The organism is Mucilaginibacter terrae, assembly GCF_031951985.1.
GTDB lineage: Bacteria > Bacteroidota > Bacteroidia > Sphingobacteriales > Sphingobacteriaceae > Mucilaginibacter > Mucilaginibacter terrae_A.
Map to the genome: position 1 here is coordinate 3934992 of NZ_JAVLVU010000001.1, position 19079 is coordinate 3954070.

General features: G+C 40.0%; 13 protein-coding genes. 6 read left to right on the forward strand and 7 right to left on the reverse strand.

The window, feature by feature from the left end; translation table 11 throughout:
• Positions 1-175 precede the first annotated feature (175 nt).
• From QE417_RS16855 to QE417_RS16865, 4 genes are all read left to right on the forward strand, one after another.
• Positions 176-931, forward strand: coding sequence for a helix-turn-helix transcriptional regulator (locus tag QE417_RS16855; RefSeq protein ID WP_311951636.1), 756 nt, complete (start codon positions 176-178; stop codon positions 929-931).
• A gap of 92 nt (positions 932-1023) precedes the next feature.
• Entirely contained in the window at positions 1024-2178 is a 1155-nt protein-coding gene (locus QE417_RS16860) for an acyltransferase family protein (RefSeq protein ID WP_311951637.1), read from the forward strand.
• 37 nt (positions 2179-2215) lie between these two features.
• On the forward strand, positions 2216-2368 hold the full coding sequence (locus QE417_RS23685) for a hypothetical protein (protein WP_376717550.1): 153 nt from the start codon (positions 2216-2218) through the stop codon (positions 2366-2368).
• A 452-nt stretch (positions 2369-2820) separates the two neighbouring features.
• Entirely contained in the window at positions 2821-4137 is a 1317-nt protein-coding gene (locus QE417_RS16865) for a tyrosine-type recombinase/integrase (RefSeq protein WP_311951638.1), read from the forward strand.
• Between the two features lie 384 nt (positions 4138-4521).
• On the opposite strand, the gene QE417_RS16870 is transcribed toward QE417_RS16865, so the two are convergent.
• The 5 genes from QE417_RS16870 to QE417_RS16890 all read right to left on the reverse strand — a co-directional run bounded on the left by QE417_RS16870 (position 4522) and on the right by QE417_RS16890 (position 12008).
• Positions 4522-6735, reverse strand: coding sequence for a peptidase domain-containing ABC transporter (locus QE417_RS16870; RefSeq protein WP_311951639.1), 2214 nt, complete (start codon positions 6733-6735; stop codon positions 4522-4524).
• Positions 6728-8023 carry a radical SAM/SPASM domain-containing protein gene (locus QE417_RS16875; protein WP_311951640.1) on the reverse strand — a complete coding sequence of 432 codons (1296 nt, stop codon included), beginning with the start codon at positions 8021-8023 and terminating at the stop codon, positions 6728-6730. Before QE417_RS16875 ends, QE417_RS16870 begins: the two co-directional genes overlap by 8 nt.
• 100 nt (positions 8024-8123) lie before the next feature.
• Entirely contained in the window at positions 8124-8318 is a 195-nt protein-coding gene (locus tag QE417_RS16880) for a hypothetical protein (protein ID WP_311951641.1), read from the reverse strand.
• Between the two features lie 91 nt (positions 8319-8409).
• On the reverse strand, positions 8410-10749 hold the full coding sequence (locus QE417_RS16885) for an outer membrane beta-barrel family protein (protein WP_311951642.1): 2340 nt from the start codon (positions 10747-10749) through the stop codon (positions 8410-8412).
• Between the two features lie 533 nt (positions 10750-11282).
• Positions 11283-12008 carry a LytR/AlgR family response regulator transcription factor gene (locus QE417_RS16890; RefSeq protein WP_311951643.1) on the reverse strand — a complete coding sequence of 242 codons (726 nt, stop codon included), beginning with the start codon at positions 12006-12008 and terminating at the stop codon, positions 11283-11285.
• Between the two features lie 307 nt (positions 12009-12315).
• Between QE417_RS16890 and QE417_RS16895 the strand changes: the two genes are divergently transcribed.
• Both QE417_RS16895 and QE417_RS16900 read left to right on the forward strand, forming a co-directional pair.
• On the forward strand, positions 12316-13050 hold the full coding sequence (locus QE417_RS16895) for a LytR/AlgR family response regulator transcription factor (RefSeq protein WP_311951644.1): 735 nt from the start codon (positions 12316-12318) through the stop codon (positions 13048-13050).
• Positions 13051-13319: 269 nt separating this feature from the next.
• Complete coding sequence (locus QE417_RS16900; protein WP_311951645.1) at positions 13320-14447, forward strand: sensor histidine kinase; 1128 nt, start codon at positions 13320-13322, stop codon at positions 14445-14447.
• On the opposite strand, the gene QE417_RS16905 is transcribed toward QE417_RS16900, so the two are convergent.
• On the reverse strand, positions 14374-17163 hold the full coding sequence (locus QE417_RS16905) for a lantibiotic dehydratase (protein ID WP_311951646.1): 2790 nt from the start codon (positions 17161-17163) through the stop codon (positions 14374-14376). The genes QE417_RS16900 and QE417_RS16905 overlap by 74 nt on opposite strands.
• 639 nt (positions 17164-17802) lie before the next feature.
• Positions 17803-18684, reverse strand: coding sequence for a helix-turn-helix domain-containing protein (locus QE417_RS16910; protein WP_311951647.1), 882 nt, complete (start codon positions 18682-18684; stop codon positions 17803-17805).
• Positions 18685-19079 lie beyond the last annotated feature (395 nt).

The following is a 19079-nucleotide window of genomic DNA, read 5'->3' on the forward strand; positions in this document are numbered from 1 at the left end:
CACACGTTCTTGATGTATTGATTAACAAAAGCGAGACGTTCAAACATTATATCAACTTTGATAGACTATAATTAGCAAAGGCGGTCTAAAATTTACTTGCGAAACTTGAATACTTTATCTTTGCAGCATGAGAGATTACGATTCATACTAATATCCCCATGACCAAGGAGGAATAATGGACAATGATTTCAAAAAGATCAACAATATGTATATGTCTCAGCCCTTCGCTGAGGATGAGGGCAAAGCCAGCCAGATAGCCGAGTGCCGATCGCTGGCCCGCGTGTATGCGTTCACCGAGAATGCTATTGTCTCGATGGGTGACAACAAGCTCAATTGCAGTTACTGCTATTTCGGTGGGCTGGCCGACGAACTCGGTTTGACCGTCGAAGAGCGCCAGGATATAATTCCTTCGCTCTACGAAGACTTCATTTTCAATCGGGCTGATGCCGACGATTTAGTTCAGCGTCATGCCGACGAACTCGCCTTTGTCCATCTGCTCAAGCCAATACCCATCGCCCGTCGTCGCGATTTCTACCTCAGCGACTATATCCGACTGCGGGACAAGGAGGGCAACTATCGTGTCGTCGAACACCGTATTTTCCCGATGGAAGCCTCGTCGAACGGAAGTTTACGCCTCATGGCATGTGTCTATACTTTGGCCCGAGAGGAGCAGCATCAGGCCAAAATAATTAATACCCGCACAGGTGAGAAACGTGTGCTGACGAATCAGGATTACGCTCATGTGCTCTCTACCCGTGAGTGCGAAGTGCTCCGACTCATCGACCAGGGCAAGCTCTCGAAGGAGATTGCCGACATCTTGTCCATCAGCATCAACACTGTGAATCGTCATCGCCAGAACATACTGGAGAAACTCAACATGGATCATGCCATCGAGGCTTGTCATGTGGCTCGAGCCATGGGGCTGCTCTGAATGGTTATAAATAACTATTGTCCAATTAAGAAAGATGTCGTTTTTTTCCACCCAAAAAAAGTACGATCATCTTTCTTAACTATTTCTACAAAATGTATCAGCAAACCAATACCTATCAGGAATCCAAACCACGTTACGAGATTCTGGACGGGCTCAGAGGCGTTGCGGCTCTGGGTGTTGTGATGTTTCACATGATGGAGTGTTATCCCTCTGAGATCTCTCGTTGGGTGATGCCCCACGGCTTCATGTCGGTGGATTTCTTTTTTGCGCTCAGTGGCCTTGTGCTCGGTTATGCCTACGATGACCGCTGGGACAAGATGACCACCTGGGACTTCTTCAAGCGCCGCCTCACCCGTCTGCAGCCTATGGCCATCATGGGTGTGCTCATTGGCATCTGCTTCTTCTATTATTCGGGTGGTCCCACCTTCAATGCAGTTGATTCTGCCCCCTGGTATATGTTGATGCTCCAGGCATTGCTTCTCATCTGCATGATTCCGCTGCCCAAGTCGATGGACATCCGTGGTTGGGGCGAGCTCACCAGTATCAATGGTCCTATTTGGACCCTTATTTACGAATATGTAGCCAATGTCCTCTATGCCTTATTCTTGCGTCGCGTAAATAAGGTGCAGCTGGGTATCATCGTGGCCTTCTGTGCCCTACTATCGGCCGATCTGTGCTTGCAACTCAATCTGTGGGGCAATCTGGTGGACGAAGGTTACCGATACACCATCAATGGCGGCTTCATCTTCGATCCTGAGCACGTCTATCGTGCCATGGTGCGCCTTATGTTCCCATTCACCATGGGGCTGCTGCTCTCGCGCATCAATCACTTTATCTCTATCAAAGGTGGCTTCTGGGCCGCATCGCTCCTTGTCATTACCATGGTTGCTACTCCTATGCTCACCGACATCAGCCCACTTTACGAGGGTATCTACGAGCTCTGTGCCATCCTGTTGCTCTTTCCCCTTATCCTCTCTATTGGCGCTGGCAGCCGCCTGCAGGGGCGTCGTGCCACCCGTATCTGCACTGTCGTCGGACAGCTGTCCTTCCCCCTCTACATTACCCATTATCCCATTATGTACATGCACATGAGCTGGGCCGAGAATCACATGAATTCGCCTCTCAGCACCCATGTTTTCGTCGGTATCACCACTTTTATTATGGGCTTGGGCGTAGCATGGGCATGTTTGAAGCTCTATGACGAGCCGGTGCGCGACTGGCTGAGGAAACATTGGCTGAAGCAATAATGAGACCTTTCCAAGACTACAGCATCACAAAGCGGTCCTGTTACCTCGGCTTCGTCCCGTAGGCCATCGTAAAGCATTTAATGGTTTGGCCTTGGCAATTATTGGCGCTAAAAATAAACCAGGCACAGTAACTATAACAGCAACAGTCGATGGCTTACCTGCTGAATCATTGCCAATTACAATTAAATAATAAAAAAACAGGTAAGAAAATATTTGTTGCTTATTATTGCATAGGCCTTGTCGTACAAATTATGGCAAGCCCAAGGAAGGCTACAAAACCCATTGGGGTTACACTTGTGTTAATAAAGATAAGTTTTTTCTCGATAGCCTGAAAAGACTAGAATCATATTACAGCACACTTTCCAACGCTGTCAAAATCTTTATAGTTTCCAGTAAATGGTTCGAATTATGTCCAGTGTGGGGAGCACTAAGCCCAGCATGTCCGCTGGGCTTTTCTATTTTCAAAAAAACGCGTATTTTCGCTTTAAATGCTGTTTATGCCAGCCCGGCGATTACAAATAGCCTTTAAAACCTTAAGGCTATATCATCCGAAAAATTTCCACTTAGACAGAAATTTTTGTCAAACTTCGCAAATAGGTGTAACAACTGTGTAACAGTCCTATTTGTGCCAATTCAATTCAAATGGCCACTGTAAGTGCAAAAATTCTTAAACATCACAAAAAAACGGATGGGACTTTCAATGTAAAAATCTGCATCAGTCACAAGCGGGACCGCTCGTTTATCGACACTGAATTCTACGTTACCGAAAAACAGCTTAAGAAAGATCGTTCCATTAAAGATCAATTCATTCTTACGTGTGTAAACAAATCGCTGGATACTTACCGACGAGTTATCTGTGATAATGATGAGCTGATCGGTCGCATGACTGCATCAGATATCAAAGATTTTTTATTGAAGAAAGATAAGAAGATAGATTTTCTTGACTTTGCTGATCAACACATTAAGATACTCATGGAGAACGATCAGGGAAAAAGTGCGGCAAATTTTAAAACCGTTCGAAATCACATCATCGATTTTATCAAAAGGCAAAGTGATCTGCCGATTGAACAAATCACTATTGACTTCTTGGAAAGATTTGAAGCATTCTTGAGAGGGCCACGAATTATGACCAGATTGGATCGATTAGGCAGGCCTTATAAGGCGAAAGGTAAGCCGCTTGGCGATGCCTCTGTTCATGTTTACCTTCGTGACTTCAGCGGGCTGTTTTCGGCAGCTATTGATCATCATAACAGACCGTCGATCGGCCTTACTCCAATTAAGGACAACCCTTTCAGTGATTATTCAATAGTTGGGGCACCGGAAACAAAAAAAAGGAATATTGATGCCGAAAAAGTTATCACTATCAAAAATTCCCGGCCGCGACCCGCTTCACGATGTGAAATGGCACGGGATCTCTTTATGTTATCATTTTACTTGTGTGGAATAAATGCAATTGATCTTTACAAAGCCAACTACCAAATTAAAAACGGGCGCTTAGAATATCGTCGCTCAAAAACTGAGGGGCGCAGAAAGGACGGTGCATTCATCAGTATAAAATTACCAGAAGAAGCAACGAAATTATTAGAGGGTTATGGCGGCATATTGCAGGGACGGTATGCTACTATCGGGAACCTCAATAAAGCTATTAGTATCGGCATGCGAGAACTGCAAAAACTTACAGGCATTAGTGGGATAACCTTTTATTCAGCACGGCATTCCTTTGCATCTTTGGCACGAAATATTTGTCGGATGTCGAAGGATGATATCGCACTGGCATTGAACCACGTGGATAACGGTCATAAGACGACCGATATTTATTTGGCAAAAGATTGGTCGATAGTAGATGATGTGCAGGAGGCAGTTTTAAATCTTTTAAGGCCAAATAACGGCAAGCGCAACTGTAACCCACCCAAGCGTTTTAGTATTTTGACCGGAATCGTCTTGACGAAGATTATTTAGTGGAGAATACGGAGCCTTTGATCACCTCATTTCGGAATATTGGAAACAACATTGCGGTAACACATTGACGTCTTTAAGTGATTGTACTATAGTGGTATTTTCATAAATTATTATCGTGAGGGGGGGGGATTCTAAAACATTATGCTGAATCCTCCATGTAAGTCGGCTTTGTTTAATTGCACTTTAGTATGCAATCGATAAATCATGGTCAATTTTTACGGAAATAAAAACGCCATAACCCTTCCAATAACGAATATTCATTAGTCTTAAGCAAACTTAAAAGTAAGATTATGGCTGCCAATGTCATTACAATAATCAGCAGGCCGAATCTGATTGAAATAAATCGGTATTGTGACAATAATTTCTGTAATGGTTCCTCCATGATTACACACTTAATTCTAACTGGTTCTTGACTAATTCAAAATAACGGCCCTTTAACGAAATCAGCTCTTGATGGTCACCATTCTCCACAATTTCGCCATCCTTAAGCACAATGATCTGATCTGCATTTCTGACGGTGCTTAGCCGGTGAGCAATGACAACGACCGTTCTGTTTTCAAAAAACGATTGCAAATTGTCATGAATAACCCGCTCGTTGTCAGCATCCAAAGAGGAGGTTGCTTCATCAAAAAACATGTATTTAGGCGATTTATATACAGCTCTTGCTATTAAAAGCCGCTGCTTTTGTCCGCCGCTTATTCCAACTCCTCCAGCTCCGATCTTAGTGTTTTCTCTTAATGGGAGTGACACCAGGAAACTCTTTATATTAGCAATGGCGACGGATTGATTAAATTTGGCCTGGTCAAATTCCTCCTCGCCAGTGTAAATGTTTCTTTCTATGGTATCGGAAAAAATGTAACCTTCCTGCATAACGACGCCGCAGTTGTTCCGCCAGCTTTTGGCAGAGATGTCATTTAGATTATGATCATCGACATGAATCGTACCCTGACTTGGTTCGTAAAACTTCAAAAGTAATTTCATCAACGTCGTTTTCCCGCTTCCGGATTCTCCTACTATTGCCGTGGTTTGACCTTCAGGTATAAACAGATTAATATTTTTAAGGGTGTAAGCAGACTTTGGCCCTTCATACTGGAAAGAAAGATTCTTTATTTTGATTCCTTTTTGCCGCCCATTGGTAACTTGGTTGTCGTCAAAAGACATCGATAGTTGTCCGGGTATTTCTTCATCTGCCTGATGATGAATATCATTCAATCTTTCCATACTGATGCGGGCATCCTGAAGTGCACGGAAAAATGCTATAAGTTGATTGACGGGGCTATTCATCTGTCCTATGATATAGCTAATACTTAACATCGCCCCTAAAGTCAAATTAGCATTGATCACTTCTTTAGCTGCAATAAACGTTACCAAAATGTTCTTTATGGAGTTGATAAAATCAAAACCTGTCATTTGTAATTGGTCAAGTTTTAAGATCCTTAAGTTTATACCAAAAAGCTTAACCTGGATGTTTTCCCATTTTTCCCGCTTATATTTTTCTACACTATTAAGTTTGATCTCCTGTATTCCATTGATCAATTCGTAAATGGATTCCTGATTATCAGATCGGCTCTGAAATTTTTGATAGTCCAGGATTTTTCTTGAATGAAAAAAAGATAATGACCAGCCTATTGCTATTGCCGTTAAGATCAAGTAGCATCCCAGTATTTTGGGCGAGTAAAAAAACAGCACAAAGAAAAAAACGGAGAAATTAACAACGGAGAACAGGGTGGCTAAACTTTGTGATGTCAGAAACTTTTCAATCCGGTCTTGATCTTGAATACGCTGATTGAAATCCCCGATAAGTTTCGTGTCGAAGAATCGAATAGGCAGCTTTAGGATCTTTTTAAGAAAATCGGATATTATAGAAATGTTGACCCTGCTACCGACATAAAGTGTGATCCAATTCCGGATAATCTCAATTAACACAGATCCGGTATACAAGCAGATTTGAGCGATCAGGATCGTATATATGATACCCAGATCCTTTTGGACAACACCTTTGTCAACAAGTGTTTGGGCTAAAAACGGGAACGTAAGTGTAATCAAACTCCCTCCAAATAGCCCAGAGAAGAGTTGTACCATTTGTTTCTTGTAAGGGTACAGATATTTAAATAGCTCCTTAAACCTGGTTTTGGGCTTTGGGGGCTCTGCTAAGGAATAAAATTCCTGGGTTGGATCGAGTAGGATAGCCACACCTTTATTCCCGTCCGATACCCATGATTTTTTCAGCCTTTCCTCATTGACTTTAATTAAGCCAAATCCGGGATCAGCAATCTTGTAGTTAATTTCATTACTGAACAAACGTTTTTCTATGGCATACAGCACAACAAAGTGGTTCTGATTCCAATGCAAAATGCAAGGAAAATGGTCAGGTGTATTTAACTCCTGGAGACTTATCTTGACCGATTCGCTGTCAAAACCTATTTTACTTGCAGCCTCCCGGATACCTAAAACACTCACGCCGTCTTTGGTGATGTACGAGTTTTCTCTTAGATATTGCAGGCTGTATACCTTTCCATACGATCTCGCAATCATAGAAAGGCATGCAGGCCCACAGTCCATCTGGTCGTGTTGCGCTATGAAGGAGAACTTAGGCATATACTACATTTTCCAAAAACTTATGATAGATAACATCATTTTTCTTTTGTTCATCAAAGTCATATACGCAGTAATCCCGTCCTTCATTTTCTAATGCGTTTTGACTGCAACCACCATTGCAAATGGGCAGCAGTTTACACCTAAGGCATGGTTTGTTTTGAAACTTAATATTCATTCTTTTTTGTTCCAATTCATTCCAACTGAGATTTCCATCTATATCAATAACGCCTTCCTTGGTTTCGGAGGTAAAATCTCTAGCGGTACATTTGAAGACGTCGCCATTGTAATTAATGGTGGCCTGGTTCTTTTTATCAGCATAGCATGAGTTCCTTACCGTGTCAGCTCTTCCGCCAATATAATTGACCTTATAACCTAATCTGCGGAAATAAGCAATGCTCGCATCTATGCCGGCATCAATGGGTTTTAATTCCTGCCAGACCTTTTGAAAAGAAAAAGTGATCTTTTTCATTAACTCCTCTCCGAAACTGCTGAAATCATCTGCGATATTGAACAGACCTGCAACTGTTTGGTCTGAAATGTTGATTCTAACGGTGACCGTGCAATCCCGGCCGGCAAGCAGCTTGATGTTACTTAATATCTGGCGGTAGGAACCTCTGGTCTTTGACACAAATCTTACGGTATCGTGAGTTTGCTCATCACCATCAAGAGTAATTTGAAAATCATTCGCATCATGAGCCTTAAAATAGTCTATAAAGTGTTCATTGATCAGTAATCCGTTGGTGGTGAAGCTGGAACTGAATTCAATACCATTTGATTTGAAGTTATGATGAAGCTCTTTCAATATTGGAAAGATCACTTCTTCGGCATAGAGCAGGGGTTCCCCGCCAAACCATGCCAAATGAAAATATTTAACCTTTTTTTGTTCGATGATCCTATCTGAGAACTTGATCACCTTGGTCACAATCTCAGAACTCATTTTTGAATCCTTGATATGGCTTTCATAACAATACCAACATTTAAAATTACAGTTCATCGTAGGATTAATGACCAGCACATAGTTATTTTCATCAAAATCCACCCTCGCCTGGAGCTGTTTTACAATGGCGACTTCGTCAAGGTTATCCTCAACTATAAACTTCTTTTGTACCAGGAATTGATAGAACTCCGGGTGTATTTCGTTTAGCTCCGGCAAATTTTTCTCTTTTGTTGCCGCATCATACAACTCATGGAGCATGGGTTCAAGAATTATAAATTCATTGCTAAGTGAGTTATATCCGATTTTTTTCGAATCATAATCAAAAAAAGTATTGAAGTAGCTGGGTCTCATGGCGTTTCCGGTTCTGGCGTTTATGTTCGTGAGTTAGGTTAGACAAAGAGATTATATCACTGCGACGATTGATCGCAGTGATATATTAACTTGCTCTGGACTAGGTTGCAGAGGTACATTTTGTATTGGTGCATTTGTAATTATCACCACCCGAGCAGCCGTCGTTTTGGCAATAGTCATTTGTACCGGTGCTTTCCTCGTCAACAGATGAAGCTGCTGCAAAGCCACCTCTCAGTTTACCTTGTTGCTCTTCGTACACTTTTTCCATTTTTGCGATTACTTCTGAAAATTTCATCTTTTTAAAAATTTAGTGGTTAGCAATCAAAGTTTTAGGTTATTAGACTGTTTGTTGAACCATTGAGCGAATGTGCACCTTCACCAATTTTTTATAATCTCTGCGTCTCCGCAGCATTGCTGTTTTTAATATCCTTACCAGATACCTTTTTGTTGCCGAATCGATATTGAAGTGATAGGGCGACATTTCTTCGGTCATAGTAATTGTTGCTCCTGTAGAATCCAGAGCTATAGTTGGCCTGATAATTATTATTTTGCGTTCTGAACAGATCGTTTACGATAAGCCTTCCGGTAACCTTTTTAGCAAAGAGAGATGTTTGTATACCCAGGTTTAAATTAAAATTTGAACTGTACTTGTACACGCCATCGACAAACGGTGTACTGTACCTGGCATTTACGCTAACTCTCAACCCGCTTTTCTGATTTAGCAGAAATGTATTCTGACTTGACATATAGAAGGAGGTCTGGCTCACGGACGGCGCTATCTGTGGAATATCTGAGGTAACCGAATACTTAAAGCCATTGACCGCGTTGGAAGACTCCCACCATTTTATCTGGTTGTATATGTAGTATACTCCAGCTCCGTAGGAATTTGAAGTGTAATAATTTAATGGCGTCGTAATTTGTATACCGTCTTCATTCACCGTTGTCAGTTCCTTGGAACTATCATCTGCTTTAGAGTAGTAAATGGAGCAATATAAATTTCTCGATTGGGTTAAATTCAGCTCGAAATTTTGCGCAATCGATGGTTGTAGATAGGGATTGCCACTTGAGTACGTTACCTCATTGGAATAGAAACGAAATGGATTAAGCGATCTGAAATATGGTCTGCTGATTCTCCTGTTGTAATTTATGGACACACCCTGATTGTCGTTAGGCGTAAAATTTAAATATACGGAGGGAAATAGATTCAAATAATTGTTTTTGATGGCAGAAGGAATGCTCTCCGATACAACTTTTGTCCTCGTATCTTCTAATCGTAGCCCAGCCTGGAACTCTACCTTTTTTGAAACCTTTTTCTTAGCGTTTGCATATAATGCAAAAATGTTCTCATCATACTGAAAGCGGTCTGTGTAATTCATCACCGATCCAAGATCACTTTGAAAACTTGTGTAGCTGTTTACGTTATTGAAAGAATATTTGCTGCCACCCGATAAAGTTGCAAAAGCAGTAGGGTAATCGATGTCCAATTTACCAGTGTAACTACGTGTTGTTTGATCAGAGGTGTTCAGTAATACATTTGTAGCGACTGTATTGGTGAGGTAATTCTGATTTACCGTATGAGTTGAATTTCTGAAATTTGCATCATTGTTAAAGTAATCGGCGTTAAAAGCTAATTTCCTTCCTTTTTTGTCCAACACCTGATTAAAGTGAATATTGCCTGAGAAAAAGCCGGTTCTGTGTTTTGCTAAAATCACAGAAGAGATCGCCGAATCTAATGCCTGAGCAGTTGAACGGAAGTTTAAATGATCATTTCCGTTGATATCAGGATGGGATATGCTCCCAAATACCTCGATACCTACATTGGTCGTTTTTGAGAAGTCATAATCTACGGAAAGTCTGTCACTAATGGATTTGTTGAATTCTCTACGTGTCTGGTTCTCATCTCTCTGGTAAGAGTTAAGGAAGAATGTATTCGACTCTATCGGCTTGATCGACCCGTTAGAAAGACTTAGCGAATTACTCACCGTCCATTTACGCTTATTCAGGTTAAGAGTTCCAGTACCATTGCCACCAGGGTAATACCCGTGGTTGAATCGGCCGCTCAAACTGCCTGAAAAACTATCTTTTCGAATACCTTTCAATTTGATATTGATTAACCCACCACTGCCTGCCGCATCATACTTTGCTGGCGGAGACGTGATGACTTCGATGCTGGCTATGTCACTAGAATTGAATGATCGTAAATAGTCTTTTAAATCATTCCCTGACAATTGAATCAGACGGTCGTTGATCATCACCCGGGCATTGCCTTTACCGATCAGGCCGATCGAATTGTTGTCCGCCAGAACTCCAGGGGTTAGTGATACCGCATCAAAAGCATCGACGTTTGCGGCAGCTATACTGTTCTCTATATTAAATACATAGCGGTCTATCTTACGCTCCAATAGTGGTTTTTGACCGGAAATTACAACTTCTGAAAGTACTTTCACATTTGGCATTAGGACTACTCTTATGAGCGAATCGACTGGCCGGTCGATCACGGCCTGTTTTACCTGATAACCAATGATCTTGAAACTCAATTGAAGCGGAAAATTGTTTGGTACGTTTGCTGAAAAGTTCCCATTTTGATCAGCAAATACGCCTGATATTTTTACGCTGTCTTTTAATACAGCTATCGATGTAAATGGCAACGGCTGACCGTTATTATTTAAAACCGTTCCTTTGATCACAAGTTGTCCATAAGTTAAAGTGCTAAATAATAGTGCCATAAGAAATATGATCAGATGTTTTGAAGGATGCATGAGTAATTCAGTGTTTTAGTAATAAATAGAAAGCAATAGCAGCTTATGGTATATTACTAAGCTAATTCCGGTTTAACGAACTGCATTAGGAAATTTCGGTATTGCTATCATCTTAAAGACAGCTTGTGATGATTCATGTTACAAAAGCTTCCTTTTTAGCCATATTCTCTTCTAATTTTAACTCAAATTCGAAAATTTGCATGAGAATTTTGCGTCCTGAAAATTCAATTTCATACTTTCTTGGTAGAAAGCATATTTTCCTTGTCTAAGCGGCTATTATTCGGGTTATAATCTTTGCTATGTAAGAGTCCCAACAGAATTAGGACAGATTTCTGCTAAAATCAGTGAAAAAAGGGTTTTGAGCAATCATAAAGCATATGATTCAGGCAGAAATGAGGCAACAATAATGGGGTAGCGTTTTCTTATGAACTGTCCCGCCGCAACGACACAAAGTTAAGGTGCATGAGTTCTCCGAATGGGCAGAACCAATGATCAAACATTTACTTTCTGGTTGTTTTTAACAGTTGTTCAGACAAAAAGGCATTGAATGTGTTTTTATAACGCTCGCCGATGTTGAAAGCTAATTTATTCGTTAGCCTAATGGAATTGCCTTCAATGTAGTTAATGTGTTTTGTCGATATAATAAATGCTCTGTGGAATTGCAAAAATTCTTTACGTGAACTGACAATGTCCAAAACTTCTTTTATCGTTAGATATGCGGTAATTTGACGATCATCTCTGGTATGAATCTTCACATAGTTGTTCGAACTTTCAAATGCAATGACATCATCAAACGCTAAATTAATGATCCGCAGATTTTCTTCCTTATTTTTTACGAGAAAGTGGTCACTGATTTTTAGAATTGCATTTGTCGTTCTTTCATCGACGGGAAATAAACGATTGATGGTGGTAGAAAACTTAGCGAAAGTGTACGGCTTCAATAAAAATGCGTCACCGTCGACTTCATAAGCATCAAATGCATACTGTGAATGCGAAGTTGTAAAAATCAATTTTGCGGTTCTCGAGCGTAAGGCTTTTGCTAATTCAATACCTGTCAAGTTGGGCATATCGATATCCATGAAAATTATGTCGATGTGCTCTGTCAAAGAGACATTATTTAATGCGTCCAAAGGATCCAAAAATATGTTGATCACCTCCAGCCGTGAGTGCAGGTTAATGTATTTCAATATTGCATCGATGGAGAACTGCTCATCGTCTATAATCACACACTTTAACATAATTCGATCGTTACAGGAAAATATTAAGGTACAAAACAGTTGCAAAGGAATACTTTAGGATGTCTTTCCTACATCTGCGCATAAAGGCCTACTGAATCTCATTTCAAAAATAAACGTTCAAATTTTAAATTACCATTGATTACGCGAAAAGGTTTATTTTCTACACACATCGCATCTAATATTAGCTTTTAATAAATCCAATTGTTAGCTGTATGCTAATTGTGGCAGATTTCAATACATAAATCCAAATCATTAACTTTTAGTTATTTATCGGGACATTAAATTACCTCCCGATATGAAAATTTATAAATGTATCATTGTTGACGATGAACCTTATGCAATTACAAGTCTAACAGCCTATATTGACCAGTTACCTAACCTCTTGTTGATCAGGTCATATCTAGACCCCCTTGAAGCGCTGGCCGACTTGTCCGGCAATCTCGAGGTCGACCTGTTATTGTTCGATATAAAAATGCCGTATATTACCGGTATCGACTTGTCACTCAAAATTAAATCCAGATCCGCCAAGTTGGTCTTTACTACTGGTTACAAGAAATTTGCATACCAAGCTTTCGAAGCTGAAGCGGATGCGTTTCTGCTTAAGCCTTATACATTATCAAAGTTTGCGGCGACCATCACCAAATTATTTCCTAACGAATCAGATTTGCCTATGCTTCCGAAAAATGAGGATTTTTTCTTTGTAAAGAACATCAATGATAACCTCAAACTTATAAAAGTCAAGGTCTTAGATATCGTTGCGATTGAAAGCAAACAGAATTATGTAATGATGCACACCACTAGTGGCAACATAACAACAAGGATGTCACTTTCTGAAATGTCAAATACATTGAAAAGGTATTCGGTGTTTGAAAAATTTCAACGTAGTTTTATCATTGGTAAGCTACATATTGCGCATATCTATGGGAATACCTTACATATGTCTAATGGTTTGCAGATCACTGTGGGGGATCTATACCGAAAGGATTTCGCTATATTTTTGTCTGAACGGTTATTAAAAAGCCGGCTTTAGACAGGCCAGCCGGCTTTGCATTTACTTCTGACGCCCGGTCTGAAAGATACCGCTTACGGTTGTTGTGATCATTGATGTCGTCGGGTCTGTTTCAAATGTCGGATTGAATGCGTTTCCCGGGCGTTTAAAAGTAAACAAAGAGGTTTTCGAAATTTTAAAAGATTTGTGTTTCATAATGTATTATTTTTCGGAAAAGTAAGGCTCAAGCCGATAATGGTTAAAGACCTGGGATGGAACGGCGTAATACTTATATATAAAGAAGAAAATTAATGATAGACCGTTTAACGAACTGGATAAAATCACATCGTCTCCATCTCCTGATTTGGGGGATATTTATTTTTTGGGAAACGATAGTGATTGGTTTGATCTCAGGTGTTTTTGGACACCCGATGACTTATGCTGCCCATTATACATCCATCATCATACTTTTCTATGTGCATGCTTTGTATGCGCTACCTTGGGTTTTTAAGAACGATACCTATTATTATTGGAGGCTTCCCCTTACTGTGGCATTTGAGGTTTCAGTATTCATTGTGCTGTCCTATCTGATCGATCTGGCATTAAGTAGCGCAAGTATTCTTAAAGACGGTCAAGCATTTGAATTAAACCTGCGCTATTCCATGCGTACGCTTTACCGAGGCTTATACTTTCTTGGATTTTCGACGGGCTTTTTCTATCTGAAAACATATTTAGAGGAGAAAAAGAAATCTGATCTGTTGGAGCGCCAACGTTTAAACGAAATAATTCAACGGCAAAAAGCGGAAGAAGAAGTCATTAGGGCACAGAATGCATTTTTGATTGCGCAGATAAACCCGCACTTTTTCTTTAACACACTGGACTATCTGTATCACAATGTCCTGGAAATTGCACCCAACGTTGCGGATGCTATCAGCTCTTTGGCTGGTATGATGAGGTTTGCCATCAGTGCAGACAAGATCGGTGGCGTCATAAAATTAGGCGATGAAGTAGAGCAGGTCCAGAATCTGGTATACCTTCATCAGGTCAGGCAGCAAATGTACATCCGGCTGGAAATTGCGGAGGGTGTGGAAGACTTTTTTGTAATTCCATTGATTCTTCTCACACTTACCGAAAATATATTTAAACACGGAAACCTACTGGTTCCCGAAGAAGAAGCTTTCCTTAGAATTTATTTTGATGAAGATAATTTTTATATCGAAACATTTAACCTGATCAATCAGGTGATTACATCCATAAAATCCAATACCGGGCTTAGCAATATAGGCAAGCGGCTTACTGCAGCCTATCCGGACAATGTGAGCTTTGCTTATGGCTCAGATGGTAATTCTCATTTTCAAGTGTCCATTAAGATTGCTTTGTCTGCCCTTGACCAGGGCGTAACTTTTTCATATCCTTCATTAGATATTGATAAAGAATAGTTTCATGCTTACGTTGCGCATTAGAAAACAAACGATTGACGTGCAGATGAATGGCATCAGCTGTAAATGCGCTTATCGCATCGAGGTCAGGACAGGCATCTATATATAAGCGGTATGATAAAAGATAAGACCTTTGCAATTTTAAAACCTTTTGACCCGAAGTCCGCAGCCTTCGCTCTTCCATAAACCGGTTGAACTGTTGGTTGATTATCTTATAGCCGGAAGTCTTCAGCCCGAACTCAATGCTGAATTTATGCGCAATTGTTTCAACAAACTTCATCTTACCCCCACGATCTGCAAAACTGATGTCCAATAGGTTATTTATCACGTGCAAGGCATTTTCATACAGGATGTCTAAGTTCAAAGGGTTACGCAGAACCCTGAATACATGTAGGCTATCATGGTAAAAATAGTGTTCGGCTAATGTAATCCGCTCTGCACTATACCGTTCCAGCTCTCTGAAATAGGTTTTAATCTGTATGTCAGACACCTTTCCAAGAGCCAGTTCTGGCTTTAGCATGTCGTTTAAATTTTTGATGATCCTCCAGGCTTCACGCCCTTGTGATAGTTGAAGCCGTAACCTCAGATGATGCCCATTCTCCGTGTACCGAATAAAAAACCATCTCTTTATCATGTTGGCAGACATGCTAATGAAATCGTTGATTTTCTGTGACAACAAAATGTCGATTTGTAACGGGTGTGCATATATCTCAAAGTAGATCCAGTCGTTTCCGGGATAGATTTTCCTTTCATTTAAATTGCAGGAATGGCCATCTGCCTTCAAAGGGAACGGGTACTTTCTGTAAATCTCTTGCTGATGGTAGATCGGTAACAGGATTTCTGATCGATAATGCCTTTCCTTTTCATCAGTAATGTTGCCAGGATAGTCATCGAGTGCTTCTGACAGATATATTGAGGTATGGCGGTTCTGTCTGCAAAAAATGGTAAATGCGGATATATCGTATACATCATTCAGGTCAAAGGTTAGCGTCTGATCGTTATTCCCGACTTTGATGCGGTGCTCAATCTGATTCAGGGCAATCCATTCCAAAAGTTTTGCTTGAAATAACTCCTCACTTCCTTTTGTAGTCAATATTTTGATGAACTCAGGTAAAAGCCATGTTTCAGGTGAAAGTATAATCCCCTTATAATGTATGCGACTATAGTGGCTTAATCCTGGAAATAAGGTTGTTGGCCGTAACGTAAGATCGATTCGGATGGATTGGCTTTGCAGATCCGAAAAAAATCGGTACAAATTTAGATTCGCACGATTAAAGTTATAAGCAGTAGGTATTCTTGGCACGAGTCTTTTTTTTAAGCTACGAGACCAAAGAATGATTTCATCCTCATCGATTCCAACATAAATATCATCTAATGCCAAATTATCGTCTGTCATGGACCAGCCTGAAAGGGAAAGCTCAAGATCGTAAAGTTGTCCCCTTCGGTTAATGTTATCAACATGTCTTTCGCCATGATAACTAACATCAAAGAACAGCGTTTCTTTGTTCGCTTTTTGTTCAATTTTCGCTATTTCAGTGGCAATATGTTCAATATCTTTCATTGCCAATGTAAAGCGGCCAAGCATTTGGTTAGCTGTGCAGCCACCTATACTCTCAATAACTGGTGCCTTGTAATTATCTCTGTAAAGCACGCTCAATGTATTTGGGAGCTGAGGAGCGTGTACTGTCTGAGATCTGCTGTATTCATCGAGGCTTATAGATTTTTCTCCCAACAGCTTACTGAATATATGTTTTAGAAATGGCGAACTCCATAACGGCTCTTTTAGGTCTTCCGGGCCTGAGTTAAATATCTGATCAAATAAATCAAATTGGCTGTCTGTTGTTGAAGAAGCTAGACCCGAATAATCCATACCAAGTTCAGGGTCGAAGACAACAGATATCGGCATTATCTGCCGGTCAAATTTTTGCTTAAATATCCTTTTAAAATTGGTGAGGTTTGAGTTTTCTGGGAAAGGTAAGTTTTCATTAAGGAAATGGATCAGGTCTGGTATATGTTTTAGGAACGGATTCTCATAACTTCCCATCAGTCGTTGACGTTCGGTGATGATATAAGACTTTGCATTTTTCTTTACATATTCAACCCTGGAAAAATAATCTTCACCTATGATATTAGGCATCCGATCACACCACAGTAACTGTGAATCTATGAGCTGGGTTAATAGTGCAGTAATTGATCTTGTCGAAAGACTAAAATGATCCTTGATCATTTTAATTAATGCTTTCGTGCCTATTCTCTTCTTGCTGGCCTTGATGATAAAATCGAGTTCATCGAATCGCTTAACGCTACTAAGCTCGTAATTATTATCCTGATGGCTGTAAAAACGCCATTCGGTGTCCATAGCGTACAATGTCGAGTTGGCAATTAAGAATTTCGAAAGGCCAATTAGTTGAGCATTATTCTGGTATAGCACATCTTTATTGTCCCAATCAACAAAATACTTAGGAATAATATGCTCATTAAGTACCAAATTTGACACCCCGGTGCATGAAACTTGTATCGGCAATACTGATACGGCAGCGAAACGTCCGAAGGGAGTCGCCCTGTGTGTTGAGCGGTTGTAATACTTCCAAAAGGTAAAGAAGACCTTTTCATCGGCATTATAAATCTCGCTGACGTCTAAATCCTTAATAACCTTATAAAAAGCTTCTGAAGCATCAGCTATATAAGCCTTTAATTCCTCGGTTCTGATTGTCATTGTATCCTCGACCGTAAAAACGGGCGTCCGGCAAACAACTTGTGAAAACAAATTAATTTGAGGGTTATAACTCGACATTTTCATGGCATTTAAAGCCACAAAAGAATTGTATTTGCTGAATTAAAAGTCCCATGGCGGGACAAAAAGACATAAAAGAGGGTTAAAAAGGCAAATCACTAAATTAACATGAAAGCTGTCCGTACCTTGACCTGTGGATGGTTAGCCCATTGAAAGGTAGCTTATGCCAAAGGCAAATGTTGGGGATAGTTGGGCATACCTGACCGTTCCGTCACCAGGATTTCCAGGTTCCGGCAATACCGCATTTGATGATTGCCCTTACCTTGGATTCTAAATATGTCACAAACAAATTCAAATTTTCATACAAACATATGCTAACATTTAGTAGGTTAAATTATGGTTTTAAAGTTTGTGCAACAGACTCCACTAAACTTTTAAAACCTATATGAGGCACATGTAAAGCAGTTTGGCCAATTCAGCTTCTATGAAATTATATAAATGATGTTCTGATGTTCAGGAGACACAATGGTACTAACGCATGAACTAATGATCGTATGATAGGCCGGCGTTTGGCCATCACACCTTAGATCGCCAGAAATAATTGATTTTTACAGGTTGGAACTAACTACTTGTAGAGTAAATTTGCTGTTTGTAAGCCCTTGGCGATAAACCAGTAATACTTTTAAATGTACGGGAAAAATGAGATTGGCTTTCGAAGCCGGTTTGTTCGGCAATTTCTGAATAGCTGGCCGTATTGGTTACCATTAAATATTGTGCCCGTTCTATCCGTTTTTCGTTAATATAAGCCAGGGGGCGTGTACCGGTATATTCCTGAAATAAGCGCGAAAAATATTCAGAGTTCAGGTTGGCTCTTTCGGCAAGAAAGGTTACAGATAATGGTATGTGCAGGTTAACACTGATGAAACTAATTGATTCGAGAATTTTAACCGGTATATACTTAACCTCCTTTTGTTTAAAAACGCTGGGTGTTGCAAACCTCGATACCAATTGCAATAACAAGCCTTGTGTTTCTAAAAAATCGGCTATGTTTTGCTGATTGTTCAATTCCTGGTATTCGCGATAATAGATATTTTTCTCATACACCTTAGGGTTATCAGACCGGTTAATACCCCTTCCCGGATTGATCACTATAAGGCGTTGAAAATTTATAATATCGATCTCCTGTGCCTTTACTTTAAAAACCGACCGGTTATTGGCAAACAAAGACACACCGTCTGATGATTCTTCAAAAAACTGCACAAAATATTGACTGAGGTAATTTTTGCAAGTTAAATTACATAACGTAAAACTGGGAATAATGTACAGATAGCCGGGCTCAAGCCTGTGTTTGTTTTCCACGTCTGATATCTCTCCGTCCCCTTCATCAATGTAATAAATACGATGATAAGGGCTTATAACGTTTTTATAATTCCATTTAGCACCCAGCTTAACATGGTCTGTATTCAGCAATGAAAAGGTGTGGCGTAATACGCGCTTAATCATGATACAATTTATCAGTTATATCTGTTGAATTACAATAATAGTCTGTTATGTGAAAAAAAAAGTCTGTTATTGTTAAATATTGGTTACTGCACTGCTTTATTTTTGATTATGCAAACAGTTGAACTTGAAAATTTAAATACTGTTGTAAAAAACCAATTATAAATGATGTTTTGCGCCACTGAAAGTTTTGGTGCTGCTTACAAATAATTTGGCATAACGTATTAGATGTGAAGACAAGCTCATGAAAATGAGTATGAGAAGGTGCTATGAGAAGACATGCGCACCTATGTTTAATTAACCAATTATTGTTAACCTAAATGTATAATATGAAGAAATAGAGATACGCTTTTCCAAAAAAACGAGAAGTGTTTCCACCACTCCCCGTTTTCAAAATT